The following is a 23803-nucleotide window of genomic DNA, read 5'->3' on the forward strand; positions in this document are numbered from 1 at the left end:
GTGAGCCGGCGCGAGGAGGGGGAGGCGCCGGGTCTCTGGAGCACGCTCGCTCGGCGCGCCGCGGGCGCGTGCCTGTTCGCCGTGGCCGTGGCGGCCGACGCCCGGGCCACCGGGCCGCCTCGCGGCGATCTCACGCTCGAGCTCCCCGCGGACGGGCGCGTCTCGGTGCTCGTCGTGGCGGGCCCCTATGCGCGGGGAATCCCCGGCGGCCGCGGACAGGCGCTCGCGCTCGGAGACCGCCCCGAGGGGATGCCCCCAACGGCCCCGATGGCGCTCGGCGGCGCGTGCGTGGGCGCCCGCTGCAGCGCACGCACGGTCGTGGCGACCGGGAGTGGCGGCGTCTTCGACCTTCGAGAGCTGTTGCACCCGAGGCCCGGGCACGCGCTCGGGTACGCGGGCTTCGTCGTCCGCGCGCGGCGCGCGTGCCGCGCGGTGCTCCTCGTTGGCGCGAGCGACGGCCTGCGGATCACCCTGGACGGGCGCCCCCTCCTCACGCGTGAGGAGGCCCGCCCCTCGCGCGCGGACGACGACGCGGTCGCGCTCGACCTCCCGGAGGGAGACCACGCGATAGGCCTCGAGCTCCACCAGCGCGACTTGCCCGTCGGCGCGTGGCAGGTCCGAGCCCGCCTCGTCGGGGAGGACCTCGTCCGCTCACCCGACCTCGCGGTGGTGCTGCCTGCTGTCCCGCCCGTGGCGCCCCGCGCCCGCGTCACGCTCCACCGATCGCTCGACGCGGCCGGGGTCGAGGTCGCGCCGGCGCTCGACGTCGCCCTCCCCGACGGCGCCTTGGCAGGCGCGACGCCACGCATCCACGCGCGGCTCACCCGCGGCCCGAACGTCCTCTTCGACGTCGACGCGGGCGCGGCCTCGCCGCAAGGGACGACGCGGGTGGAGCTGCCGGCGCTTCCGCTCGACGAGCTCGGCGACGGCGCCCACCTTACGGTGCAAGTAGCTGATACAATAGAAAAATACACCGTTGCCCCGTCCCGCACGGTCGCGGCGGCCGTGGGGCTCGCCGCCCGCGCGCTGGCGACGCCCGCCCCGCCGGCCCTCGACGACGCGCGCGCGACGGTCGCCCTCACCGATCGGCGGCTGCGTGCTTTCGTCGCGGAGGGCGACACCGACCTCGAGGCCCAGGACTCCGAGGCGGCGGAGCTCTCGCGTATCGCAGCAGAGCTCCTCGCAGGCCGCGACGCGGTGACGACGACCCACGGCGCGAGCCGACGGGGGCTCGTCGCGCGGGCGGACGGGGAGCTCTCCGAGGCCGCCGTGTATGTGCCTCCGAGCTTTCGAGCCGAGGGGTCACGACGGTACGGGCTCGTCGTCGCCTTGCACGGGCTGAACGGCCGCCCCATGCAGATGCTCCGCTGGTTCTTCGGGAAGGACGACCCGCACCAAAACGGCGCCTGGGAAGACCGGCACATGCCGTCGTTGCCGCCCACCGACGTCTTCGTGCTCGCGCCCACGGGCTACGGCAACGGCATGTACCGCGAGCTCGGCGAGGTCGCGGTATTGGACGCCGTGCGCTGGGCCCTCGCGCGCTACCCCATCGACCCCGCGCGCGTCGCGATCACGGGGCCGTCGATGGGCGGCATCGGCGCCGCGTCGATCCCGCTCCGGCACCCGTGGACATTCTCCGCAGCGGCGCCGCTCTGCGGCTACCACAGCGTCTTCGTTCGCCGCGACATGCGCGGGTTGGCGCTGCGTCCGTGGGAGCGCTTCTTGGCCGAGGAGCGCTCGAACGCCGAGTGGGCCCCCAACGGCCGCGGCCTCCCCCTCTACATCGTGCACGGCACGCAAGACCTGCCGGAAGAGCACAGCGGGGTCTTGATCGACCGCTACAAGAAGCTCCGCTTCTCGGTGAGGCACGAGCACCCTGCGCTCGGGCACAACGTGTGGCAGCCCACGTACGAGAACCCCGACACGCTCCGGTGGCTCACCAGCATGCGCACCGCGCTCCACCCTCGCTCGTTCACCTTCCGCACCGCGCGGGCACGCTGGGGGCAGAGCGCGTGGGTCAAGGTGCGCGCGCTCCAGAGGTCCGACGCGTGGGCCGAGGTGCGGGCCCGCGCCGCGAGCCGCGAGCGCGCGGAGCTCACGACCCACCACGTGGCCGAGCTGGAGCTGCTCGCTGACGAGCTCTTCGACGCCGAGGGCCCACTCCAGCTCACAGTGGACGGCACGAAGCTCACGCTTCCCGCGGGGACGCCGCGAGTCGTCCACGCGACCGCGAGCGGCTGGGCCTTGGGCCCGGGGCCGGCTCCTGCCTGGCCGCCCCCGAAGGCCGGTGCGGTGACAGGGCCGCTGCGTGACGTCTTTCACGAGCCGCTGCTGTTCGTCTACGGGACGGCGAGCCCGAGGGACGCGGCGGCCAACGAGCACGTGGCGCGCGCGTTCGCCGCGGTGCGCGCAGGGATCACGGCTCGCTACCCGGTCGTCAGCGACGCCGAGTTCTTCGAGCGCGGCGAGGCGCTCGCCAACGACCGCGCGCTCTTCTTGGTCGGCTCGGCTCGCTCGAACCGGGTCGTGGCGGCCCTCGAGGCGATGCGTTCGATGCCGCTCACCTTGGAGGGAGAGCGCGTCCGTCTGGGCGCGAACACCTACGAGGGCGCCGAGCTCGGGGCCGCTTACGTCTATCCGAACCCAGCGCGCCCCGATCGCTACGTGGCCGTCGTGTTCGGCGCGACGCCGCTCGGCACGCTGCGCGCGCTCTCGCTCCCGGATCTACTCCCGGATTTCGTCGTGTACGACACCGGCGTGGCCCGCGCGCGCGGCCAGCTCGTCCTCGGCGGGGCGTCGGTCCGTGCCGCGGGCTTCTTCGAACGAGACTGGTCCCTGCCGCCGACCGTGGACGATCCGCTCGCCCCCCGCTAAATTTAGTGCCCGGAAGCGTGATTTCTTTCAAGAGGTGGTTCACGTGTTCCGCGAGTGAGACCGGCCCCACCGGACCGCGGGGGTGCTCCTTTTTCGGCGCCGGCAGACAACGCGACGCTTGCTCGGCGCCGGACGCCAGACGGTGCGCGTGGACGCGTGCCCGCCCCCTTCACGCGTCGCACGGGCGGCGGAACGCGGCCCCTTCCGTGGTACTCTAAGGGGGCGATGCAGCTCGAAGAGGGAAAGATCCTTGCGGGCCGCTATCGACTCGTGAAGCTCCTCGGTGAGGGCGGCATGGGCGCGGTCTGGGAGGCCCTGCACCTCGTCACGCTGAAGCCGGTCGCGCTGAAGTACCTGAAGCCGCGCGGGCACGGCGGCGCGGACGAGAGCGGGGCACAACGCTTCCTCCTCGAGGCGCGCGCCGCCAGCGCCGTGCGTCACCCGAACGTGGTGAAGATTCACGACGTCCTGGCCCTCGAAGGCGCCCTCTTCATGGTCATGGATCTGCTCGAGGGCGAGTCGCTCGAGGGGCTCCTCGGGCGCGAGCCGAGGCTGTCCCTGCGGCGCACGAGCGAGGTGCTCGCCCCGGTGGTGAGCGCCGTGCGCGCCGCGCACGCCGTCGGGATCGTGCACCGCGATCTCAAGCCAGCGAACATCTTCCTCTCCCGCGCTCGAGGCGACGCCCCGGAGCTCGTGCAGGTCCTCGACTTCGGCATAGCGAAGGTGCTGTCCACCGACGGCACCCCAAAGCCGCTCGACGGGAAGCTCACGGCGACCGGCGCCGTGCTCGGGACGCCCTATTACATGGCGCCCGAACAGGCCTGGGGCGAGGCGGTCGACACGCGGGCCGACATCTGGGCCCTCGGGATCGTCCTCTACGAGTGCCTCGCCGGGCGGCGCCCGTTCGAGGCCGACAACATGGGCCAGCTGCTCAAGGCCATCGCGAACCAAGCGTACGTCCCGCTCGCCCAGTGCGATCCCGCGCTGCCCCCGGCGCTCACGTCGCTCGTCGCGGCGATGATCCAGACCGACCGCCGCGAGCGCTTAGGCGACCTCGCGCCGCTGTCGGCCGAGCTCGCGCGCCACGTCGGGGGGCGCGAGTCGGTGCGCGTCACCGTAGCCCACGTGTCGGGCCCCCCCGGTCCTCCGGTCGATCCGCTCAGCGCCACGACGGGGTCCGACGCCGCCGACGCCGGCTCCGCAGGTGCCAAGACCGACGCCACCGGCCCCGGCGAAGCGACGCCCGCGGCGCAGACCTTGGTGAGACCGCCGCCCGACGACTCGGTCCGGTCGGCACCGCTCGACGGGCTCGACACCTCGACGCCGCTCGCCGGTGCGACGGTGCCCCCGCCCCCGCGGCGCTCCGCCTGGCCGCTCGTGGCCACGGCCGCGGTCGTGGCGGCCGGAGGGGTCGCCTTCGCGGGCGCGTGGCGACACGCAGCCTCGGCGCCGCCCTCAGCGCCGCTGGCGGCGAGCGCACCGGTTGCGAGGCCCTCCGCGAGCGCGCCGGTCCCGGCCCCTGCGCCGCCCGCCGTCGCGTCTGCGTCACCGTCCGCCGTGGGGACCGCGATCCCGCCGGCGGCCCCGTCCCACGCAGGAACGCACGCGGGACCTCACGCAGGTACGGCACCCCACCCGTCAGCGCCGGCCGCGAAGCCCTCGGCCGCTCCGCAAGCCGCGAGCTCAGGCGCCGGCGGCCTCCACGTGCCTCCCCCCTTCTGAATCGGAGTCAACGTATGCGCTATGTTTGGATCGGGGTGCTCTGCGGGCTCGCGCTCACGTCCCCGGCGCGCGCCGCAGACCCCGAGGACGCGAACGTCACCGAGGCGCGCGCCTTGTACGAGAAGGGCAGCGTGCTCGGCCAGCAGTCGCGCTGGGCGGACGCGCTCGCCGCGTTCGAGCGCTCGTTCAAGCTACGGCCGCACGCGGCGACGATCTACAACGTGGCGCAGTGCTTCAGGGCGACCGGGCAGTACGCGCGGGCGCGGGCCACGTTCACGGAGGCGCTCCGCTGGAGCTCCGACCACGGCGACGAGCTGCCGGAGAGCCTCGTCGTCGCCTCCAAGGGCCACATCGCGGAGATCGAGCGGCTCCTGTCCCGCGTCGACATCACGCTCGCGCCCGTCGACGCGACGCTCGCCGTCGACGGGGCGCCGCTCGTGGCCGACGGGCCGGGCTGGGTCGCGGGGGTCGCGCCGCCTGGCGTCCCCGCAAAGGCCCCTGGCGAGCGCTTCACTGTGGCGCTCGATCCGGGCACGCGGGTCTTCACCGTGGCGCGAAAGGGCTTCCAAGACGTCGTCGTGCGCGAGACCTTCGCGCCCGGAGCGCAGACCAAGCTCTCGCTCCAGCTCGACCGGCTGCCCGCGCTCCTGCACATCTCGGCGAACCGCCCAGGCGCGCTGGCCACCGTGAACGACGTCGACGTTGGCCCCGTGCCCCTGACGTTGCGCCGCTCCGCGGGGACCTACCGAGTTCGGGTGAGCGCCAACGGGTTCGTCGCCTACGAGACCGAGGCCACGGTCCGCGCCGGCGAAGAGCTCGATCTGCGCGCGGCGCTCGAGATCGAGAAGACGCCGCTCACGAAGCAGTGGTGGTTCTGGGCCGCAACAGGCGCCGTGGTGACGGGCGTCGCCGTCACCACGTACGCCGTGACGCGACCCGACCCTGAGCGCCAGGCCCTCAACGGTGGAGGCCTCGGATGGACCGTCCCGGTCAGGTGATGAGGACGTGCGCGCTGGCGCTCGCGCTGGCCCCGTCGTGCAAGGAGGCGCCGCCGCCCCTCGGCGAGGCGCTCGTCGTCGTGGACACGGACGCGCCGGTGCCCGCCCTCGTGGGCCGGCTGCGCGTCGATTTCTACACGACCGCGGGCGAGTGGTTCGAGTCGAGAGACCTCGCCGCGCCGGATCCCTCCGCCTGGCCGCTGAGCTTCAGCGTCTTCACCCCGGACGAGGTCGGCCCCCGCGACGTGATCGTACGCCTCCGCGCGTACCCCGAAGGCAAGACGCGCGACTACCGGGGCGAGCGTTTCGCGCCCCGCGGCGCCACCGAGGCGACCCCCGTCGACAAGCGCCTCGTGGCGTCGGGGGTGGACATCACGCCACGCTCCGAGCCGCAGCCGCTGCTCACGATCGACCGCATCCTGCGCATCTCGCTCCAGCCCGGCCGGGTCGGGAGCGCGCGCGCCGTCCTCCGCGGGGCCTGCTTTGGGACCATGGCCGACCTCGCGACCGGTGCGTCGTGCGTGGACACGGAGAACGCGCGGGTCACGCCCGCGGCGTCCGCGCTGGACCCCGACATGTCGCTGCCCTCCGTCTCCCTGCAGGGCAGCTTCGGCGCGGCCGAGCCTTGCGCCGGCGCGCCTCGCGCCCACGAGGTGTGTGTGCCCGGCGGTGCGTTCGTGTTCGGCAACGCCAGCGAGTACGGAGCGGGCGACGGAGACGGCGTGCCAGAGCGGATCGCTCGAGTGAGTGCATTTTACATGGATCGTCACGAGTACACCGTTGGGCGCTGGCGCCCCCTCTTCGACGCTGACCCGACGGGTGAGCCGGGGCAGCTCGTCGGCAACGACGGCCCCATCGCGAGCACGTCCAAGAACGAGCTCGACAGGGCGCTCTGCAGCGCGAGCTTGAGCCCGCGCGGCCGCGAGGAGCTCGCGCTGACCTGCCTGACATGGCCCGTCGCCCGTGCGCTCTGCAGACTCGTCGGGGCGGATCTCCCGACCGAGGTGCAGTGGGAATATGCCGCCCAGGTGGCTGGCCGCGCCGCGAAGACGGTGTATCCGTGGGGGCGAGACGCCGTGACCTGCGAGCGCGCGGTGCACGGCCGCCTCACCGGAGGGACCCTCGGCCGAAGCTTGTGCACCGAACGCGGCGCCGGGCCCGCGCCCGTCGACACCGCGGGCGCTCCGGGGGGAGATGTCACGTCGCTCGGTGTCGTCGGCCTCGGCGGCGGGGTCTCCGAGCTCGTGCGCGACGCGTTCTTCAGCTACCAGAGCGCCTGCTGGCGGAGCGCGGGCCTGCTCGATCCGACCTGTACGCCCGACGCCGGGCCCGTGCGGCAGGTCCGCGGCGGGAACTGGGCGTCGAACGCGCCCTCGGTCGCCTCCCCGCGGCGGCAGGCTGTCGGCATCGAGGAGTACGCCCCGACCGTGGGATTCCGTTGCGTTCGCCCTTCCGGCCCCGGTGGGCCCTGATGCGCCGGGCCCTCTCCTTCGCGCTCCTGGCCGCCGCGTGCGCGCGCGAGCCGCTCCCGCCCACGGGTCACGTGCTGCTCTTCTTCGATACGGACGCCCCGGTGCCGGCTCCGGCGGGCGAGGCGGCGCCCGAAGTGCAGCCGCTCTTCGATAGGCTCCAGGTGGAGATTTTCGAGCCAGGCGCGACCTCGCCTTGCGACGGATGTCGCCGCGAGTTCGCGCTCGATCGGCGCCTGTTCAGCGACCACCGCGCGTCCATCCAGGTGCCTGCGACGCCCGGGGTCGACGGATACCGGGTTCGCGCCCGCCTCTACCTCGCGGCGCACCTCGTCGGTGGCCGCGCGGCGTCGCCCAGCAGCACGGTCGAGGTCGTCGGTGCGCTGCCGGCAGCTCCCGCGGAGGGAGGCGGCGAAGCCACGGTCCAGCTCGCGACAGACGACGTCGGCGCGCCGCGTGGCACGCTGGTCTCCCCCGCCCCGCTCACCGCGGGTCGCCCCGAGGTGTCCCGCGTCGGCACGTGGCTCGGCGCCGCGAGGCGCGACTGCTCCTCCCCCGCCCCCACGGGAGAGGTGTGTGTGCCCGGTGGCGCGTTCTGGATGGGCCGCCCTGGCGAGCGGGCGCCGATCCTGGAGCACACCGCCGACCTCGCGCGGCTCGTGGTCGTCTCGCCCCATTTTCTGGACGCCGACGAGGCGACGGTTGGCGACGTGCGCGGGTTCGAGAAGAGCGAGATCGGCTTCATCCCATGGAGCCAGAAGACCACCGGCGCGTCGCGCTCCGATTACTGCTCCTTCACCGCGACGCCGGGCTCACGAGAGGCATTGCCTGCAAACTGCACGTTGTGGACCGCGGCCCGACACTTCTGCCTCTCGCGTGGCAAGGACCTCCCCACCGAGGCGCAGTTCGAGCACGTCGCGTCGGCGCTCGTGTCACGCAGATTCCCCTGGGGCGACGATCCGCCCGCGTGCGATGACGCCGTCTGGGGACGCGGCGGCGACGGGTACCTCGCGCCCATCGTTGCGCCGTGCCGCGCGCGCGGCCAGGCCTCCGGGCCCGAGTGCGCCGGCGCCGCGTGCGCCGCCTCACGCCGCCGCGACTCGTTGCCGCTCGAGGGCGGCGTGCTCCGCGACCTCGCCGGCAACGTGAGCGAGTGGGCCCTCGACCGCTTCAGCCGCCAGGACGAGGCGTGCTGGTCGACCCCCGGACCAAGGCGCGATCCGCTCTGCACCCTCGCCGGCCAAGGGAGCCCCCGGCTCGCGGTTCGCGGCGGCTCCTGGCTCGCCAGCGGAAAGACGCTCGCGGCGTCGAGCCGCGCGGCCGAAGGCCTCGACGCCTACGAGCCCTTCATCGGGTTCCGCTGCGCGCGCGGGAACGCTGAGCGGTGCGGCAAGCTCAAGCCGGGGCTCTACGCCGGCTCCACGCGCGGTGGAGACGCAGGCACCCTGCTCACCGTCGGCGTCGGGTGCAGCGGCGTGGTCTCCGCGCTCGGGGCGCACCGCAACCAAGGGACGTTTCAGCTCGTCGGGGTCATCGATGGCGACGCCGTGCGCCTCGACGGCGCGGACCTCTCCCCGAAGGTCACCCAGACCTTCGTCGGCCGGGTCGTCGACGCCGAGCACATGGAGGGCACGTGGACCTCGGGGGACGGGACGTCGGGCACCTGGAGCGTCGGCCCGAGGCCCTGACGCGACTACCTGCGCAGACCCACGATCGCCGTCGCGACGCCCTGCCCGGCCCGGGCCTCGAGGCGCACCTTGAGCGGCGCGCCCTTCGCGCACGCAGACACGCCGCCGCTCGACTCGCCATGCGCCCGGTCGAGCTCCGCGCCGCCAACCGCGTCGAAGAGCCGCAGCTCGACCCCCTGCCCGGGCCCCTCGATGCCGAGGTACGCGTGCAGGCAACCGCCCGCGGGGACGTCCTCGGTGAGCGTGGCGAGGTGCACCGCGTCGAGCGTGAGCCTGCGGAGCCCGACCGCGGTCCCCTCGATGAGCTGATGCTCGCCACTCGCGGCCCGCGCGAGCATGCGTGAGGCGGCGAGCGGCGCGGCGGTCAGCTCGGGGCCAGACCAGAGCGCCGGTCGCACCTCCAACGCGAACGGGCCCCCGGCGCCACGGCTCTCGAGGTCGAAGCGCACGCGCGACTTCGCGCCCGGGCACACGAACACGGCGGCCCCGGCGGGGCCCTCGGCCGCGCCCAGCAGGTCGCCGCCCGTCGCGCCCGCCGTCCAGACGTCGAGCTGGGCGCGTCGCACCGGCGCGCCCACCACGAGATCGACCCGCGCGCACTCCGTCTTCAACGTCTCGAATACACTCGATATTCTTGCGGCTGGCAGCTCTCCCCGGCGGGAGGACGAGGCTGGCGCGTAGCCCGCCTGGGCGAGCGCCGTCGCGCGCTTGGCGAGCGCGTCCGGCAGAGGCAGCGCGACGCCGTGGTGCGTGAACTCGGGCCGGGTCCTCGCCTCCTTCGCGAACTCGGAGGAGGCGCGGGACATCACGACGGCCACGCTCCCCTGGCCGACGTGGGAGCGGAGGCGCAGCGAGCCGGCGAGCGGCGCGTCGGTGCAGACGACGAGCGAGCGCGCCTCCGCCGCGCCGCGCGCCCTCGCGATCTGCCTACCCTCCTCGTCGGAGAGCTCCGCGTCGACGAGGCCCACGTCGTCGTCCGGGACGAGCAGCAGGTCGAGGCACTCGCGAGGGCCGCCGCTCACCGCGACGTACGCCGGCGCGCGCGTGTCCACCGGAACGGCGACGCGCTTGGTCTCCTCCCACGCGCCCCCGAGCGCGCGCCTGTGGTCGCGGAGCAGATCGTCCAGGTAAGGCCAGTCGTCCGCGCGCTTGGGGGCCCCCAGGGCCCCGCGGGCTCCCATGCCGACGCCGACGCGACCCGCGAGCGCGCGAGGCACCGTGTGCGCCGCGATGACGGCGAGGCCGTCCCCCTGGGCCACCTGCAGCGCCACGTAGAATCGGCGCGGGTGTGGCGGACACAAGAGGACCGTGGGCCGGGGATCGGGGCTCTCGTCGAGCGCGAGCGGGCTGCCGTCGTCGGTGAGCGCGACGAGGTCGATGTCTTCCACGGCGCTGGCGGCGCGGCCGTACACGAGCAGGCACGCGTCGTCGGGCACCTCGACGAACGCGCCGAGGCGCTCGCCCTCGCTGACGAGGCCCGACGCCACGACGGAGACGGGGCCCGCGCCGAGGTCCGTGGCGCGCACCGCCGCGTCTCCGAGCAGCTTCGTCACATCGGGGGCGCCGGCGATGACCCGCGGAGGCGCGAGCCGAAGCGCGCGCGGAGGGCTCGCGGCCGGTGGAGCGTGACAGCCACTGGCCACGACGAGCGCGGCGACGAGCGCCGACGCGGCGACGGACTCCTTGCTCGCCGCGCTCACGGCGTGGCCGCCTTCCCCGCGCCCGCGGCCACGCGAAATACGGCGAGCCCCCAGCGCACCTGCGAGCCTCGCGCGGCGACCGAGAGCCGCGCGACCCGCTCGCGGCTCGCGCAGAACGCGACCACCCCTGCGTCGTCACCGGCGCCGCGCTCGTCGGCGGCCTCGAGTGGGCCGCCCTCCACATGGATCCCGAGACCGCGCGGCGTGCCGTGCGAGACCGCGCCCACCGCGACGTAGCAACTCAGTCCGTCGAGCGGCACGGGGACGCGGGTAGTGCCGGTCACCCCCTGCGCGACGAGGACGGGCGCCCCCTGCACGGAGGCCCGTCGCTTGCGCAGGGCCCTGTCCATGCGGAGTCGAGCGTCTTCGCCGAACACTCCGGGCACCGCGTCGCGCACGGGAAAGCGCGCCGACACGAGCGCGAGCTCGCTGCCCTCCGGTGCGCCCGTCACCGACACGGTGATGTCCTTCGCGGTGGTGGTGCAGGGCTCGATGCGGGCGTCGGGCGCGTCCGTCTTGTCGCGCGCGACGATCGCGCCCTCATCGTCCCGCGCCTCGGCGTCCACGTCGACGGCCTCGGCCTCGGCGCGGCCGAGCGCGGTGGCGACCACGGTGATCGCCGTGCACCCCGGGCGGAGCCGCAGCCGCAGCTGGCTCACCTGACCGGCGACGCGCACTCGCTGCTGGTCGCCATCGGTCGCGCCCGCGGCCAGGGCGATCGCCTCGGCTGCGCGCACCCGGCTCTCGGGAGCGGCGAGGTGGATCGGCAGCGGCGGCTCGGGAGGGTGCTCGCGCGGCGCGCCACGCTCCGGCAGCAGCGCGCCGAGCGTTGCCAAGGCGACCGTCGGCGCGTGGGACACGACGAGGACCTCCACTGCGCCGCGGCCCGACTCGCTGCTGACGACGAGGCGACTGGCGCCCTCCTGGCAGCGTGAGAGCTGCAGCGCCCCTGCGTGGCTCACGGCCCGAAGGGCGGCGTCGACGGCGCCGTCCGAGAAGCGCGCGCGGAGGCTCGCGCCGCGAGGCCCGATGACGGCGACCCGCACACACGCGCCGCGGGGCGGCGCTGGGAGGCGAAACGACGCCGACTCGTCGTCGAAGAAGTACCGCGAGCCCAGGAACAGAGGCTGCGCGCCCGCGCGGCGCCACGCCGCCCCCACCCGATCGCGATCCCCCTGAAGATCGGCGTGGGCCGGCGAGGCCTCCATCAGGCCGAGGACCGGGACCAGCGCGACGCTCGCGAACCGCGCGAGCCGCGAGGCGTGGCGGCGGCCGCTCCTCACGCGTCGCATCGCAGCAAGAGGAGGCGGCTCACGCGGTCACGGTAGCACCGTAGGACCGCGGGTGTCGTCGAGCGCGTCGTCGGGCGGCCCCAGCCCAAGCGCCGCGCGGAGGGCTACGAGCGCGGCGAGGGCCCCCTGACCGACGGCCTCCGGGCCGGACGAGAGGCCGAGAGGACGCACCTCGGAGGCCGGGCCCGGCGCGACCGTACAGCCCGCCCCACGCAGGTAGCGCGCCTCGATCTCGCGCGCGAGCGAGCCGTCGTCCGGGACGGTCACCCGGGCGGCGGCCAGCCGCTCTTGCCCCGCGGTCCCGACCTCGGGGAGGGTCATCTGACGCACGTAAGATCTTGAATTCATGAGGCATACCTGGAGGCGACCAACGGCGGCGCCACCGCGCCCTCACCGCAGAGCTCGCACCCGGCGCGCGACGCGACGCGGGTGGTGCGGCGCGTGAGGCGCTTTCCGTCGAAGGAGACGAGCGTCCCCGCGGCGGAGCCCGGCCTGCCCGCCCCATCCGGGCCCGCCAGGTCGGGCGCGACGAGGCGCAGCGCCAGGTCGGCCATGAGCGCCCCCACGACCCCACACACGGGCCCCATCACGCCCGCGTCCGCGCAGCTGGGCGCGGGACCGGGCGGCAGATCCTCGAACACGCAGCGGTAGCACGGGCGGCCGACGGCGCCGACAGCGAGGGCCGTGCCGAGCCAACGCAGCGCGGCTCCATGGACGACGGGCTTGCGCGCGAGGGCGCACGCGTCGGCGACCAGGAACTTCGTGGCGAAGTTGTCGGCGCCCTCGACCACCACGTCGACGCCGTCGAGGAGCTCAGCGGCGACGCTGGGCAGAAACCGCGTCGCGTGCCCTCGCACGGAGAGCGCCGGGTACCGCGTGGAGAGGGCCGCGACGGCCGTGGCGACCTTGTCGCGGCCCACGTCCGCGGGGCCGAAGAGGATCTGGCGGTGCAGGTTCGACACGTCGATCTCGTCGTCGTCGGCGAGCCACAAGGTGCCCACGCCGGCCTCGGCGAGCGCCCACGCCGCGGGGCACCCGAGCCCGCCCACCCCAACGACCAGCACGCGAAGCGACGACAGAGACATGGCGCCGCATGGGTAGCCGGGGCCGCCACGAGGAGCAAGCCCACGCGCTCTGCGCCGCACGCGTGGGCACCACAGCCAGCGAATCGGTGTACCCTCGGCCCGATGCTCGGCTCCGACGAAGCCCACGCGCTCCACGAGGCGCACCCCGCGATCGACCTCCACGCCGACACGCTCATGTGGTGCCGATGGCTGGGCTACGACCTGCACAAGATGCACGAGCCGCCGCTCTACAAGGCAGCGCTCGGCGGCCACGTCGACGTGCCGCGGATGGTCGAGGGCGGGATGGGCGCGCAGTTCTTCGGGCTGGTCTCGCTCCCCATCGCCGAGCGACCGCGGGGGATGGCGCGCGTCATCGACGAGCAGATCGACGCCCTCGAGCTCGCGCTCGCGCGGAACCCCTCCAGGCTCCGCTTGGTCCGCAAGGCCCGCGAGGTCGAGGCGTGCCGAGCGGAAGGCCTCGTCTCGGCGCTGCTCGGGATCGAGGGGGCCCACGCGCTCGAGGGCGACGTGTCGCGCATCGACGGGTTCGCCCGGCGCGGGGTGCGTTACCTCGGGCTGCTCCATTTCAGCTCGAACGAGGCCGGGTTCCCCGCCTATGGGCGCGGTCGGCGCGATCACGAGGGGCTCACCAAGTTCGGCGTCGAGCTCGTCGAGCGCTGCGAAGACAACGGCGTGCTCGTCGATCTGTCGCACATCAACAAGCGCGGCTTCCTCGACGCATGCCGCCTCGCGCGGAGGCCGCCGATCGTGAGCCACACCGGCGTGCTCGGGGCCTTCGAGCACTGGCGCAACATCGACGACGAGCAGCTGCGAGCGGTCGCCGACAAGGGCGGCTGCGTCGGCGTGATCTTCTGCCCGAAATTCCTCGGGGGCGACGGGCTGGAGCCCGTGGTGAAGCACATGAAGCACATCATCGACGTGGTCGGCGAAGACGCGGTCGCCCTTGGGAGCGACTGGGACGGGTTCATCGTGCCGACCCAGCCGCTCCGGGATCCGCGCGGGCTGCCCTTGCTCACCGACGCGCTGCTCGCGGCCGGCGTCTCGCGCGTCGCCGTTGGCAAGGTGTTGCGCGAGAACGTAATGCGCGTGCTTGCGGAGGCCTGACGGACGCGGGCGCGCGACGCGCGAAGGCGTGCCGCCGTGCCGGCCTCGCCTTCCCCGCGGCGACCGGGTGGGTTAGGGTACGCGCGCGGCCTCGGTCGCTGGGGAGTGCTTCGCTTTGAATCCAGTGCCCGTCGGCCCGCTCGTCCTCGCCGCCACCATCGCCTGCGTCGGCTCTTCGTTCGCGGCCGCCGACGCCGCGCTGACGACCATCCACGAGACGCGCATCGACGTCCTCGCGACGACGGAGGCGCGCTTCGCGCGCTACCGCGCCCAGCAGCACCGCGTTCTGGCGCGGTGGCTCGCGGGCCGCGTCAGCGCCGTCGGCCTCGCGGCGGTTCTCCTCGACGACACCCTCGAGAAATCGTTCGGTGTGGAGAACGCGGTCGTCCCCGCCCTCCTCACGGTGCTCCTCTACGGGGCGCTCGCGGCGGCGTTCAGCGCCGTCGCGCGCCAGCGCCCAGAGGCCACCGCCCGGCTCGCGCTCACGTGGCTCTTCCCCCTGGAGTGGGCGTTCGCCCCCATCGCCTGGCCGCTCTCGTGGCTCGACGCGTTCGTCTCGGCCCGCGTCACCGAAGAGCACGTCGTGGATCCGGCGTCTGCGGAGGCCGAGCTCGCGAACGCCGTCAACGTGGGCCAGGAGGCGGGCACCATCGCCGAGGAGCCCGCCGAGATGATCCGGAACGTGCTCGACTTCCAGGACCTCACGGCGAAAGACGTCATGGTGCCGAGGCGGCACATCTCGGCGATCGACATCGCGAGCCCGCTCACCGACGTGCTCGGCTTCGTCACGAAAGATCGCCACTCGCGCTACCCGGTCTATCGAGAGACGATCGACAATGTGCTCGGCCTCCTCTACGTCAAAGACCTCTTCGACGTGCTGAACGCCGGCACGCTCGCCGAGGTGACGCTCGACTCGCTCGTGCGGCGACCCGTGCTCTTCGTGACCTCCTCGCAGCCGGCGCTCACGATCCTTCGCGAGATGCGCAGCCGACGCCTCCACCTCGCGGTGGTCTCGGACGAGTTCGGCGGCACCGCCGGCATGGTCACCCTCGAGGACATCATCGAGGAGATCGTGGGCGAGATCCGCGACGAGTACGACACCGAGGCGGAGGCCGCGCTCCACAAGCTCGCCGACGGCCGCTACGTCGCGAGCGCCGAGATCCCCCTGTCCGACCTCGAGGAGCAGCTCGGCTGCGTGCTGCCCACCGAAGGCGCCTACGAGTCTCTGGGCGGGCTCATCATCCACCGCGCCGGCCGGGTGCCCGGCGTGGGCGAGGTGCTCGAGCTCGGCGGTTTGTCGCTCACGGTCGTCGAGGCCGACGCGACGCGCATCGTGAAGGTCGAGATCCACCTCCGCCCGCCGATCACCTTGAAGCCGCCGGTTGCCGCACCGAGCGAGGGAGACGCCTCCGAGTGAGGCTGCTCGAGCGACCCGCGGAGCTCCGCACCGTCGCGGTGCTGCGGCGGGCGAGCCACGAGGTCGAGGGGGCGGCGGTGTATGCCCCCACGCCCTTCGCGCTGAGGTCCATCCACGAAGCGGGGCCGGACACGCTGCGCGTCGTGTGGGTCGACGCGGACGACGCGACGAGCGCAGGGGGTGTGGCGAGCGCACTCGTCGAGGCCTCGGCCCTCCCCGCGGGCGCGCGCGTCGCGATCGTCGATCGCGCACGGCGGGCGCCAGGGCTCGTCGCGAGGCTCCGTTCGCCCCTCGAGGTCGCCGCCGAGGACGCGTGCGCAGCGCTGCTCGCGCGGGGCTACGTCGGCATCGAGCGCGGTCGCTGCCCGAACGGCGCGGGCGTGCTCGTCCTCGCGCGGGTGCCCATCGCGCGCGCGCCCTCCCCGTAAACGCGTGAAGTTGAGCACAGTTCGCGGGGCGCGGAGCGGCTCATGGCACGAGCAGCACCTTCCCGCGCGCCTTGCGATCGTGCGTGCACGTAGTGGCGCTCGGCGTAGAAATGGCATCGCCCGACCTCGCGGGAGGCCGGGCTCGCCAAGCGACAGGCGCGGGCCGCGAGCCTACTTGCCTCCCGAGGAGACCTTCTTCAGCGCCGTGCTGAGCTTGTCGGCGCGCTGGACCATGCCGGGCTTCGCCTCGGTGACCACGTTCTCCTGGGGCTTCTCACCGTTGATGTCGCTGGCGACGCGCCCGAGCTGGCTCACGAGCTGCGCGATCTTGCCGGTGACCTCGCTGGGGAAGTTCTTGGTGATCGACGCGGGCGCGATGTACAGCGCCGCGGGCTTGGAGAGATCGCCGCCCGAATACTTCGGGACCTCGACCTTCTGGCCTGCGGTCACGTCGATCGCCTTGAACTTGTCGGGCAGCGAGATGTTCGGCGGGGTGATGGCGAGCGGCGCGTCGAGGGGCGCCAGGATGCCGTAGTAGTTCTTCGCGGGGTCCTGGCGACCGAGGAGCACGACGAAGCCGAGGCTTGGCTTGTCGGCCTGCTGGAAGCCCTCGGTGATGGGCTTCTGCAGCGCGTTCAGCAGGTTGATGATGACGAGCTTGCGGTCGTTCAGCGACTGCACGGCGGTGATGAACTCGATGAGCCCCGACGTGGTGTCCGCGGAGAAGCCGCTGAAGCGGACGCCGGCGAGCTTCCCGCCGTCGAAGTCGACGTTCATGCCGCCGAGCTCGCCCGCGAGCTTGTCGGGGAACTTCTTGTCGGTGATGAGGGCCTTCTTGCCCTCCTCGAGCTTCTTGGCGAGCTTGTCGAGGGTGTCCTTCGACTTGTCGATGTCGCCCGCGAGGCTGAGGGCGTCGGCCTGCGCCTTCTTGCGACCCGAGCTCGCCTCCCCGCTCATGCCCGCGACGTACCCGACCAGGCCGAGGATGACCGCGAGGACGCCGCCGATCATGACGCCCTTCTTGGTGCCGCCCTTCGCGGCCTCCTGAACGGCGGCCTCGTCGACCTCGATGCGCTGAGGCTGCACCGGCTCCGGCGGCCGGGCCGCGTGGGCAGCCGCAGCGGCCGCAGCGGCTGCAGCCGCGATCGACGGATCGACGAACCCGGGCGGCGGCGCGATGGGCGAGCCCGCGGCGGGCTTCGGCGCGGGCGCCGGGGCTGCGACTCCAGGCATGGCCGCGGGCGCGGGCACACTCGGCGGAGGGACGGCCCCCCCGGGGACCGGCACCGGGATCGCCCCAGGGGCGGCCGGTGGGGGGGTGGCTGCACCTGCGCTCTTGCCGAGTCGCGCCTTCAGGTCGATCTTCGGCTTCTTGTCTTCGGCCATGGTTCTCCGTGTGCGCCTTCGTTGACGCTTTCGCGCGCCAAACGTTAGTTTCCCGAACGGTTCCGTGTCAACGAAGCATCCTCCCGATCGCACGCTATCCATCTCACGACCGCCGCCGGCCCGTGCGCCGACCGCCGGCCACGCGCTCCGGCTCCGACGCCGGGGTGTCGCGGCCGCCGCCTTGACAGCGCTCGCCCTCGCGTGCTCTCGCGCGCCCGACAGAGGGCCCGACGACGCGGACCGCGCGCGGCTCGGCGCGCTCCTCGCCGCCGACGCGAAGGTCGACGCCTTCCTCGGCGAGGCCGATCGGCTCGACCGCGCGGGCCGGGGCGCCGAAGCGGCCTCGCTCGTCGAGGGCGACGCGGCGCGCGCAGTGACCGAGGCCCGCGGACTCCTCGGCCGCACGACGGTCGAGACCCCCTGGGGCCGCGCCCGCCGCGAAGACCTCGACAAGCTCCTTGTCGATCGAGCCGCCGCGATGCCGGGCTACGCGGCGGCGCTGCGCGGCGGCGGGCCGCAGGCGAAGGTCGACGCGCTCGTCGCGCAGGCCGCCCACGAGAAGCGCGCCCTCGCGATCGCCGCTGCAGTGAGGGCGGCTCGCGCCTCGCCTTGAAGGGTCCCGGTTCGGCGAGGCGCGCGTCGTCTACCGCGGTTGGGCGCGACCGGAAACGTGCCGCCGCCGGCCGCGGCCGCTACGCTTCCGCCCGTGGACCTCTACGCCTACATCGACGCGTACCTAGACCACCTGCGGGTCGAGCGCGCGCTGGCGAAGAACACCCTCGAGGCGTACTCACGCGACCTCGGGCGCCTCGCGCGCGCGGTGGCGACGGCGGACGGCGCCGCCCTCCCCTCGGACGTCTCCGCGGAGGCGCTCGCGCGGATGCTCGTGAAGAACACCGAGGAGGGCCTCTCCGCGCGATCGAGCGCCCGCCAGCTCTCCGCGGTGCGCGGGTTCTGCCGGTTCCTCGTGCGCGAGCGCGCGGCGCCTTCGGACGAGACCCGCAAGGTGGCGCGGCCTCGGCTCGCCCGAAAGCTCCCGCGCGTGCTCACCGAGGACGAGGTCCTGCGCCTCCTCGGCGCGCCGGGCCTCTCCACGCCACGAGGCCTGCGCGACACCGCGATGCTCCAGCTCATGTACGCGTCAGGGCTCCGCGTGACCGAGCTGTGCGAGCTGCGCCTCTCGGAGCTCGACATGCAGCGGGGCGTGGTGTCTCCGCTCGGCAAGGGCCAGAAGCGGCGGCTCGTGCCGGTCGGCGAGGTCGCCCTCGGGCACCTCGACGTGTACCTCGCGGACGTGCGCGGCGTGACGCCGGGCGCCGAGCTGTCACCCCACGTGTTCGTCTCCCCGCGTGGCAAGCGCTTCACGCGTCAGGGCTTCTGGAAGCTCGTGAAGCGCTACGCGCGCGTCGCCGGGATCACCGCAGAGCTCTCGCCGCACAAGCTGCGCCACTCGTTCGCGACTCACCTCCTCCGCGGCGGCGCCGACCTCCGCGCGGTGCAGGCCATGCTCGGCCACGCCGACCTCGGAACTACTGAAATTTACACACGAATCGCCCAGGATCACGTGCGCGAGGCGTACGACCGGGCGCACCCGCGGGCGCGCCGCATCACCGGCTGAGCGCCGCGCGCACCGTCGCGAGAGCGCTCGGCCGAGCCACGAAACGACGCAGAGCGCGGCGACCGCTACGAGCGAGACAGCTCCACGAGCGCCGCGGTGAGCTCGCGGCAGAACCGGCGCGTCTCCATGAAGCGCGGCGAGGGCTGGAGGGTGGCCTCGTCCATGTAGAGCCGCCGCGCGAGCTCGACCTGCACGACGTGGACGCCACGCGCCGGAGCGCCGTAGTGGAGGGTCGTGAAGCCGCCCCGGTAGGGATCGTCGTGGGCGACGGTGAGCCCCGCGCTGCGTGCCTTCGCGTCCACGACGTCGATGTAGCGCGCGGCGGCGCTGGTCCGGCCGCGGGTCCCGGGGACCACGTCGGCCCGGAGCGCGCGGGCCCCGCGAGACGTGACGCCCACGCTCGGCATCGAGTGCGCGGCGACCACCACGGCGTGGCCGAATCGACGCACCTTGCCGGCGATGAGCCCCGCGAGGGCCTCGTGGTAAGGGCGATAGACGCGGGTCAGTCGGCGCTCGAGCTCGGCGCGCTCGAGGGGCGCCGCGAGGACCGGCTCGCCGGCGCCCGAGAGGCGCCAGATTACGCCGCGCGACGCTCGCAGCGGCCCCGGCACGCCTCGCACGGAGGCCCCGTCGACGTCGCCCTCGCCGCGGTTCAGATCGACGACGTAGCGCGAGTGCTTGGCCGCGAGCAGCGTTGCCCCGACCGAGGGCGCGTCCGCGTAGAGCTCGTCGACGAGCAGATCGGCGTCCTGCGCGACCGCGCGAGCCGGAGTCATTAACAGGCGGGAGGTCTCGGGGTCGACGTAGGTTCCCGCGTGTGGCACCTCGACGAGGACCGGCGAGTCGACCTCGGGCTCGAGGATGAGGAAGGGCGGCGGCGCCATCGGCTGAGCGTCTCACGGCCGCGCGGTGCCCCGAACAAAACTCGAAACGCCGCGCCCCCAGCGGAGGCACGGCGCGGCGGAACGGAGCGTGCGCGGACGCCTACAGCTTGACGTTGTAGCGCTTCGCGTACGCGAAGAGCCCGATCTTGTCGATCGTGCGGATGTCGCGGGTCGTCAGGTTGAGGGAGACGAACCGGTTCAGCTCGGGCACCCAGAGACGACGGGCCTGGACGTTGACGTGCTGCCAGCGCTTCGTCTTGATGTTGGAGTGGGAGACGTTCTGCGCGCTGAGCCTGCGCTTGCCGGTGATGTCGCTCTTCGCCATGACTACCTCGGGAAAATAAAGCCTCGCGGTGGCCCGCGGGAGGCGCAACCTGCTACTTCGGCCAGTGTCTGTCAAGCGAATCCGGCGGGCGACGTGATTGGCGCGTCGGCCGTCAGGCCGGACCGTCGGGCTCGGCGGCCTCGGGCTCGTCCCATGGCCCGAACACCTCGACCTCGACGCCGGGCGAGAAGTGAACGGCGCTCGGCGCGCGCTCGGTCCGCGGCAGCCCCGCCGCCACCATCAGATCGTCGTGCGTCGCGTGGAGCGTCGCCTCGTGGGCGGGGTACGCGAGGTGGTGGACCTGCCCCTTGCCCACGCGCCCTGGCTTCCCGTCGCCCCCGTTCGTGACCGTGAAGAGGTAGTAGCGCTCGAGGAGAAAGTGCTCGAGCGTGCCGGCCTGCGAGGTGCCCAGCGCGGCACCGACCGAGTATTCGAACGTGGCCCGAACGGGCGGCGAGGCCCCGCGGCGACGGGTCTCGTAGCGGACGCGATCGCCCTCCCTCGTCGTGCTCATGTCGGCATGAAAATAGGGCAGCCCCCACCCGAAGCGGGCCGCCTCGACCGCCAGCAGCGAGCTCGCCTCGAGAGAGAAGAAGAACACCCCCGGCTCGCCCCGCCGGTGGACGTAGGTCCGCAGGTTGGTCTCCAGGAAATCGAGGCCGATCGGGACGAAGGCGGGGCGAATGTGCTTCATCTCGAACGGCACGATGCCGACCCACGCCTCGCCACGCCAGAGGTCGAGGTCGAGGTCTGCAGGCACCAGCGGCCGCACGACCTCCGCGGGGAACGTGTAGTGGACGAAGAGCAGGTTCTCCCAGGTCTGGTGCCCCGCCGCGCGGCCTTCGGGGCGCCTGCACGGGCTCACGCGGTCCAGAGCGAGGCAGGAGGCATCGGACATCGCCGCAGTCTACGCGACTCACCGGCGGGCCGTCCGGGGAGAAACTTCACACCGCGACGCGCGTGGTGGGCGATTTCGCGGGCAGTTTCGCTATGCTGAGGCGAGGAGCTTGTCTTTGATGCGTTGTCTCTTGGCTGTCGGCTGTGCGGCGGCGGTGTGGCTCTCGACCGTCCCCGCCAGCGCGTTCTGCCGCACGACCACGGTGCCGACCGATCCCAGCTTCTCGCCGGAGCCCGGGGGTTGCTGGGCCGAGGGCAAGTTCGTGTACCACTCGCGCGCTTGCGTGGGGTACGCGGTGGAAGCGCCCGGGTCGAAGAAGCTCGACATGCCGCGCTTCAAGGAGCTCGCGGCCCAGGCGTTCGCCACGTGGGAGGCGGTGAGCTGCGGCGGCAAGCGCTTGACCATCGACGCCCAGTTCACCGGCGACACGTCGCGGACCGCGCTCGGCTACGACACGCGGGGCGGCGCCAACGCGAGCGCGATCGTCTTCTGGGACGACAAGTGGCCGCACGGCTCGACGAGCGAGGTGATCCTCACGACCCTCACCTTCAATAAGCTCACCGGGGAGATCCTCGACGCCGACATGGAGGTGAACACCGCGAACGTCTCCTTCGCCTTGGGCGATCCGGTCCCGCGGACGGGCACCGACATGGCGAGCGCGATGGCGCACGAGGTCGGCCACTTCTTTGGGATCGCGCACTCTCCGCTGCGCGAGGCCACGATGTTCGCGCGCTACACGCCCGGCACGATCACGTTTCGCGATCTCGAGCCGGACGACACCGAGGCGATCTGCTCCGTCTACCTCCCGAGTGGCCGCCGCGCGACCTCGAGCGGTGAGGTAGCGGCGGGCGCGTGCGATCCCTCGGCGCCGCCGCCGCCGACGGGGAGCGACGACGGCGGCTGCAGCGCGCGGCCCGGCGCCTCCGGCGGTCTTGGGGTCGGCGCCGCGGGGGTGGTGGGCTTCGCGTTGCTGGGGGTGTTGCGCGCGCGGAGGCGGCGCGCGCGCACGGCGTAACCGCCTGTTACCAAAGGCGTTTTTTTGTCACTACCGGGAGCCCCGTCAAGCCTTCAGCCGAACGCGGAGGCGCGATCACCCGTCTGGGCGACCGCGAGCATTCGTGCGCCCGAAGACTGCGGCCTCTCGCCGCTCACGGCGCGCGTCAGGAGGGCGCGGGCGTCTGCTTCGCCCGTGGGGGACTGCACCACGACGAGGCCAAGCTCGAACGCGCCGCGACGTTCGACGAGCCCCGCCGGGAACGGCGCCGCGAGGACCGTGCCTGGACGCACGCGCGGGGTGCCTCTCCGCACGGGCTGGGCGACGAGCGGCGCCGCGAGGCCAAGCTCGGGGATCGGGAGCACGTCGAGGTGGACCTCGAACACGGCCAACGCGAACAGGCCGTTGCGATCGACCGCGAGCACCGCGTGGACGTTGCGCGCGTCGAGCCCGGATTCACCCTCGGCCGCGGAGGGCAGCGTGGCGCGTGAGCCCCATGGCACCGTGAGGAGGCCGCGGGGCTCGCCGTCAGCGCCCACTTCGGCCGGCTCGAGGGCGCAGCGCTCGACGGCGACCCGCACGTCGTCGAGGTCCTCCCGCGTGAGCGTGCCGCCCGCCACGCGATTCGCGGCGTGAACGAGCTCCTCCGCGAGCGTGCCCTCGCACATCGCGCGCGGGCCGAGGCGCGCGACCTCTGCCAGCACCGCTCTGCGCGGCGTGCCGCGCGCGAGCTCGACCGCCGGCCCAACGACCTGCGAGAGCGAAGCCTGCCCCGCGGTCGCCAGCGCCGCGACGAGCGCCGCGGAGAGCGCGGGCACCGCCACGCGCGCCGCGTCCGGCACACGATCGCCGTCCCGGAAGCCGCGCGGCCGATCGATGCCTTTGCCCGACTGGAGCAGCCGGCCGGACACCGCCTGGTGCCCTGCCCCGCCGCCGCCAAAGAGGAGCTGGACGGGACCGAGGAGCACGGAGGGCTCGGCCGCGGCCGCGGCGAACACGCCCGCGACCACCGCGTCGACGGCGTTGCCTTTCAGCAGCAGCGCCTCCGCCGCCTCGCGCGCGGGCGGCAAGGTGGCGTGAGTCGCCCGGGCGCGACCGCCGGTCGCCCCGCCTGCGCCGCCTGCGCCACCTCCACGCTGACCCGTGCTCGTGCGCGCGCCCGCCATCGTTGGCTACTCCTGCTCGTCGTCGCGAACCTTGAGGGTCAGGTTCCGAGGCCGGATGACGCGACCCCGCCCGCCGTCTTTGGCGGCCGTACGCTGCGAGAGCTGGCGGAGCTTCTTGCACTCCGCGAGCGCGGTCGGCGAGTCGATGACCACGTAGGCCTCGCGCCGGTCGCCGATGGCCTGCGTGACGCGCTCGAGGGCCGCCGGACCGAAGGAGCGCGACTCGCCGAGGGCGCGAAGCCGCGCGTACGCCACGGGGCCCGCGGGCACCGGCTCGCGTGTGGGGTCGACCGAGAGCGCCACGCCCCATTTGCACGCCCACACGGCGGCGTCGTCGGTCTCCCAGACGCCGCGGGGCTCCCACGCGATCTGCGTGACGTCGCGCGGCAGACGCTCGAGCAGCCGCGCGATGCGGTCGCGCGAGAGCGCGGTGGGCGTGACCTCGGCAGGAGTCGCGAGGAGGATGCAGCGGGACTGGAGCGCCGTGGCGGCGGCGAGCGCGGTCTCGAGCTCGGACTCCAGCTCCGGAGAGGCCTTCAGTCGACCCACCGCAGGGCCGAGCACGACCACGAACTCGAAGTGCGGCGGCGCCGCCTTCCGCCACTTGCGCAGCGTGGTGAGGGTGGGGCCAACCTTCGGCTGCGCCGCGCTGGGAGGGCGGACCTCGAGCATGTCGAAGCGCTTGGCGTAGGCGGAGAGCTCGCCTCGCAGCTCTTTGGCACCGATGTGATAGCGCGTCGCCATAGGGGCGGTCC

Annotated in this window: 21 protein-coding genes; 11 read left to right on the forward strand and 10 right to left on the reverse strand. The window is 73.6% G+C overall.

The features are described from left to right. From IPQ09_06715 to IPQ09_06735, 5 genes are all read left to right on the forward strand, one after another. The gene (locus IPQ09_06715; GenBank protein MBL0193907.1) at positions 1 to 2874 is read left to right on the forward strand and encodes a hypothetical protein; all 2874 of its coding nucleotides are present in this window, start codon (positions 1 to 3) and stop codon (positions 2872 to 2874) included. A gap of 225 nt (positions 2875 to 3099) precedes the next feature. Then, entirely contained in the window at positions 3100 to 4596 is a 1497-nt protein-coding gene (locus IPQ09_06720; protein ID MBL0193908.1) for a serine/threonine protein kinase, read from the forward strand. 14 nt (positions 4597 to 4610) lie between these two features. Beyond that, positions 4611 to 5594, forward strand: a complete 984-nt coding sequence (locus tag IPQ09_06725; protein MBL0193909.1) for a PEGA domain-containing protein — start codon at positions 4611 to 4613, stop codon at positions 5592 to 5594. Then, the gene (locus IPQ09_06730; GenBank protein MBL0193910.1) at positions 5573 to 7066 is read left to right on the forward strand and encodes an SUMF1/EgtB/PvdO family nonheme iron enzyme; all 1494 of its coding nucleotides are present in this window, start codon (positions 5573 to 5575) and stop codon (positions 7064 to 7066) included. The genes IPQ09_06725 and IPQ09_06730 overlap by 22 nt, the downstream gene beginning before the upstream one ends. Further along, entirely contained in the window at positions 7066 to 8751 is a 1686-nt protein-coding gene (locus IPQ09_06735; protein MBL0193911.1) for an SUMF1/EgtB/PvdO family nonheme iron enzyme, read from the forward strand. Before IPQ09_06730 ends, IPQ09_06735 begins: the two co-directional genes overlap by 1 nt. A 5-nt stretch (positions 8752 to 8756) precedes the next feature. Here IPQ09_06735 and IPQ09_06740 read toward each other — a convergent pair whose 3' ends face one another. Genes IPQ09_06740 through IPQ09_06755 form a run of 4 tightly spaced genes read right to left on the reverse strand, consistent with a single transcriptional unit; the run spans position 8757 to position 12828 of the window. Beyond that, complete coding sequence (locus tag IPQ09_06740) at positions 8757 to 10451, reverse strand: hypothetical protein (protein MBL0193912.1); 1695 nt, start codon at positions 10449 to 10451, stop codon at positions 8757 to 8759. Beyond that, positions 10448 to 11743 carry a hypothetical protein gene (locus tag IPQ09_06745; GenBank protein ID MBL0193913.1) on the reverse strand — a complete coding sequence of 432 codons (1296 nt, stop codon included), beginning with the start codon at positions 11741 to 11743 and terminating at the stop codon, positions 10448 to 10450. Before IPQ09_06745 ends, IPQ09_06740 begins: the two co-directional genes overlap by 4 nt. 27 nt (positions 11744 to 11770) lie before the next feature. Further along, the gene (locus tag IPQ09_06750) at positions 11771 to 12091 is read right to left on the reverse strand and encodes a hypothetical protein (GenBank protein ID MBL0193914.1); all 321 of its coding nucleotides are present in this window, start codon (positions 12089 to 12091) and stop codon (positions 11771 to 11773) included. Next, positions 12088 to 12828: a HesA/MoeB/ThiF family protein gene (locus tag IPQ09_06755; GenBank protein MBL0193915.1), complete on the reverse strand. Its 741-nt coding sequence runs from the start codon at positions 12826 to 12828 to the stop codon at positions 12088 to 12090. Before IPQ09_06755 ends, IPQ09_06750 begins: the two co-directional genes overlap by 4 nt. Before the next feature lie 102 nt (positions 12829 to 12930). On the opposite strand from IPQ09_06755, the gene IPQ09_06760 reads away from it, so the two are divergent. The 3 genes from IPQ09_06760 (at position 12931) to IPQ09_06770 (ending at position 15777) form a co-directional block, all read left to right on the forward strand. Continuing rightward, positions 12931 to 13932 (forward strand): dipeptidase, encoded by a 1002-nt coding sequence (locus IPQ09_06760; protein MBL0193916.1) that lies wholly within the window; start codon positions 12931 to 12933, stop codon positions 13930 to 13932. A 124-nt stretch (positions 13933 to 14056) separates the two neighbouring features. Next, a complete protein-coding gene (locus tag IPQ09_06765) occupies positions 14057 to 15349 on the forward strand; it encodes an HlyC/CorC family transporter (protein ID MBL0193917.1) in 1293 nt (430 codons plus the stop codon). Then, a complete protein-coding gene (locus tag IPQ09_06770; GenBank protein ID MBL0193918.1) occupies positions 15346 to 15777 on the forward strand; it encodes a hypothetical protein in 432 nt (143 codons plus the stop codon). Before IPQ09_06765 ends, IPQ09_06770 begins: the two co-directional genes overlap by 4 nt. Before the next feature lie 171 nt (positions 15778 to 15948). On the opposite strand, the gene IPQ09_06775 is transcribed toward IPQ09_06770, so the two are convergent. Beyond that, entirely contained in the window at positions 15949 to 17163 is a 1215-nt protein-coding gene (locus tag IPQ09_06775) for a hypothetical protein (GenBank protein ID MBL0193919.1), read from the reverse strand. Between the two features lie 181 nt (positions 17164 to 17344). Here IPQ09_06775 and IPQ09_06780 point away from each other — a divergent pair, with 181 nt between their 5' ends. Further along, the gene (locus tag IPQ09_06780) at positions 17345 to 17776 is read left to right on the forward strand and encodes a hypothetical protein (GenBank protein ID MBL0193920.1); all 432 of its coding nucleotides are present in this window, start codon (positions 17345 to 17347) and stop codon (positions 17774 to 17776) included. A 39-nt stretch (positions 17777 to 17815) separates the two neighbouring features. Next, positions 17816 to 18781 carry a site-specific tyrosine recombinase XerD gene (gene xerD, locus IPQ09_06785; GenBank protein MBL0193921.1) on the forward strand — a complete coding sequence of 322 codons (966 nt, stop codon included), beginning with the start codon at positions 17816 to 17818 and terminating at the stop codon, positions 18779 to 18781. Between the two features lie 65 nt (positions 18782 to 18846). Here the strand turns inward: xerD and IPQ09_06790 are convergent, their stop codons facing one another. From IPQ09_06790 to IPQ09_06800, 3 genes are all read right to left on the reverse strand, one after another. After that, positions 18847 to 19665 carry an N-formylglutamate amidohydrolase gene (locus tag IPQ09_06790; protein ID MBL0193922.1) on the reverse strand — a complete coding sequence of 273 codons (819 nt, stop codon included), beginning with the start codon at positions 19663 to 19665 and terminating at the stop codon, positions 18847 to 18849. A gap of 100 nt (positions 19666 to 19765) precedes the next feature. Next, the gene (gene rpmB, locus IPQ09_06795; GenBank protein MBL0193923.1) at positions 19766 to 19990 is read right to left on the reverse strand and encodes a 50S ribosomal protein L28; all 225 of its coding nucleotides are present in this window, start codon (positions 19988 to 19990) and stop codon (positions 19766 to 19768) included. Between the two features lie 112 nt (positions 19991 to 20102). Then, positions 20103 to 20888 carry a DUF2071 domain-containing protein gene (locus IPQ09_06800; protein ID MBL0193924.1) on the reverse strand — a complete coding sequence of 262 codons (786 nt, stop codon included), beginning with the start codon at positions 20886 to 20888 and terminating at the stop codon, positions 20103 to 20105. A gap of 118 nt (positions 20889 to 21006) precedes the next feature. On the opposite strand from IPQ09_06800, the gene IPQ09_06805 reads away from it, so the two are divergent. Continuing rightward, complete coding sequence (locus tag IPQ09_06805) at positions 21007 to 21903, forward strand: matrixin family metalloprotease (GenBank protein ID MBL0193925.1); 897 nt, start codon at positions 21007 to 21009, stop codon at positions 21901 to 21903. A gap of 53 nt (positions 21904 to 21956) precedes the next feature. Here the strand turns inward: IPQ09_06805 and IPQ09_06810 are convergent, their stop codons facing one another. After that, complete coding sequence (locus IPQ09_06810) at positions 21957 to 23048, reverse strand: hypothetical protein (protein ID MBL0193926.1); 1092 nt, start codon at positions 23046 to 23048, stop codon at positions 21957 to 21959. Positions 23049 to 23054: 6 nt separating this feature from the next. Then, positions 23055 to 23792 carry a DUF72 domain-containing protein gene (locus tag IPQ09_06815; protein MBL0193927.1) on the reverse strand — a complete coding sequence of 246 codons (738 nt, stop codon included), beginning with the start codon at positions 23790 to 23792 and terminating at the stop codon, positions 23055 to 23057. Between the last annotated feature and the right edge of the window lie 11 nt (positions 23793 to 23803).

The organism is Myxococcales bacterium, assembly GCA_016720545.1.
Taxonomy (GTDB): Bacteria; Myxococcota_A; Polyangia; order Polyangiales; family Polyangiaceae; genus JAAFHV01.

What these genes read in the sequence shown, in the direction of transcription:
- IPQ09_06720 (MBL0193908.1), top strand. Translation starts at nt 3,100, where the DNA reads ATGCAGCTCGAAGAGGGAAAGATCCTTGCGGGCCGCTATCGACTCGTG.
- IPQ09_06790 (MBL0193922.1), bottom strand. Translation starts at nt 19,665, where the DNA reads ATGGCGCCGCCGCCCTTCCTCATCCTCGAGCCCGAGGTCGACTCGCCG.
- IPQ09_06800 (MBL0193924.1), bottom strand. Translation starts at nt 20,888, where the DNA reads ATGTCCGATGCCTCCTGCCTCGCTCTGGACCGCGTGAGCCCGTGCAGG.
- IPQ09_06755 (MBL0193915.1), bottom strand. Translation starts at nt 12,828, where the DNA reads ATGTCTCTGTCGTCGCTTCGCGTGCTGGTCGTTGGGGTGGGCGGGCTC.
- IPQ09_06725 (MBL0193909.1), top strand. Translation starts at nt 4,611, where the DNA reads ATGCGCTATGTTTGGATCGGGGTGCTCTGCGGGCTCGCGCTCACGTCC.
- IPQ09_06760 (MBL0193916.1), top strand. Translation starts at nt 12,931, where the DNA reads ATGCTCGGCTCCGACGAAGCCCACGCGCTCCACGAGGCGCACCCCGCG.
- IPQ09_06810 (MBL0193926.1), bottom strand. Translation starts at nt 23,048, where the DNA reads ATGGCGGGCGCGCGCACGAGCACGGGTCAGCGTGGAGGTGGCGCAGGC.
- IPQ09_06815 (MBL0193927.1), bottom strand. Translation starts at nt 23,792, where the DNA reads ATGGCGACGCGCTATCACATCGGTGCCAAAGAGCTGCGAGGCGAGCTC.
- IPQ09_06730 (MBL0193910.1), top strand. Translation starts at nt 5,573, where the DNA reads ATGGACCGTCCCGGTCAGGTGATGAGGACGTGCGCGCTGGCGCTCGCG.
- IPQ09_06805 (MBL0193925.1), top strand. Translation starts at nt 21,007, where the DNA reads ATGCGTTGTCTCTTGGCTGTCGGCTGTGCGGCGGCGGTGTGGCTCTCG.
- IPQ09_06750 (MBL0193914.1), bottom strand. Translation starts at nt 12,091, where the DNA reads ATGAATTCAAGATCTTACGTGCGTCAGATGACCCTCCCCGAGGTCGGG.
- rpmB (MBL0193923.1), bottom strand. Translation starts at nt 19,990, where the DNA reads ATGGCGAAGAGCGACATCACCGGCAAGCGCAGGCTCAGCGCGCAGAAC.
- IPQ09_06735 (MBL0193911.1), top strand. Translation starts at nt 7,066, where the DNA reads ATGCGCCGGGCCCTCTCCTTCGCGCTCCTGGCCGCCGCGTGCGCGCGC.
- IPQ09_06775 (MBL0193919.1), bottom strand. Translation starts at nt 17,163, where the DNA reads ATGGCCGAAGACAAGAAGCCGAAGATCGACCTGAAGGCGCGACTCGGC.
- IPQ09_06745 (MBL0193913.1), bottom strand. Translation starts at nt 11,743, where the DNA reads ATGCGACGCGTGAGGAGCGGCCGCCGCCACGCCTCGCGGCTCGCGCGG.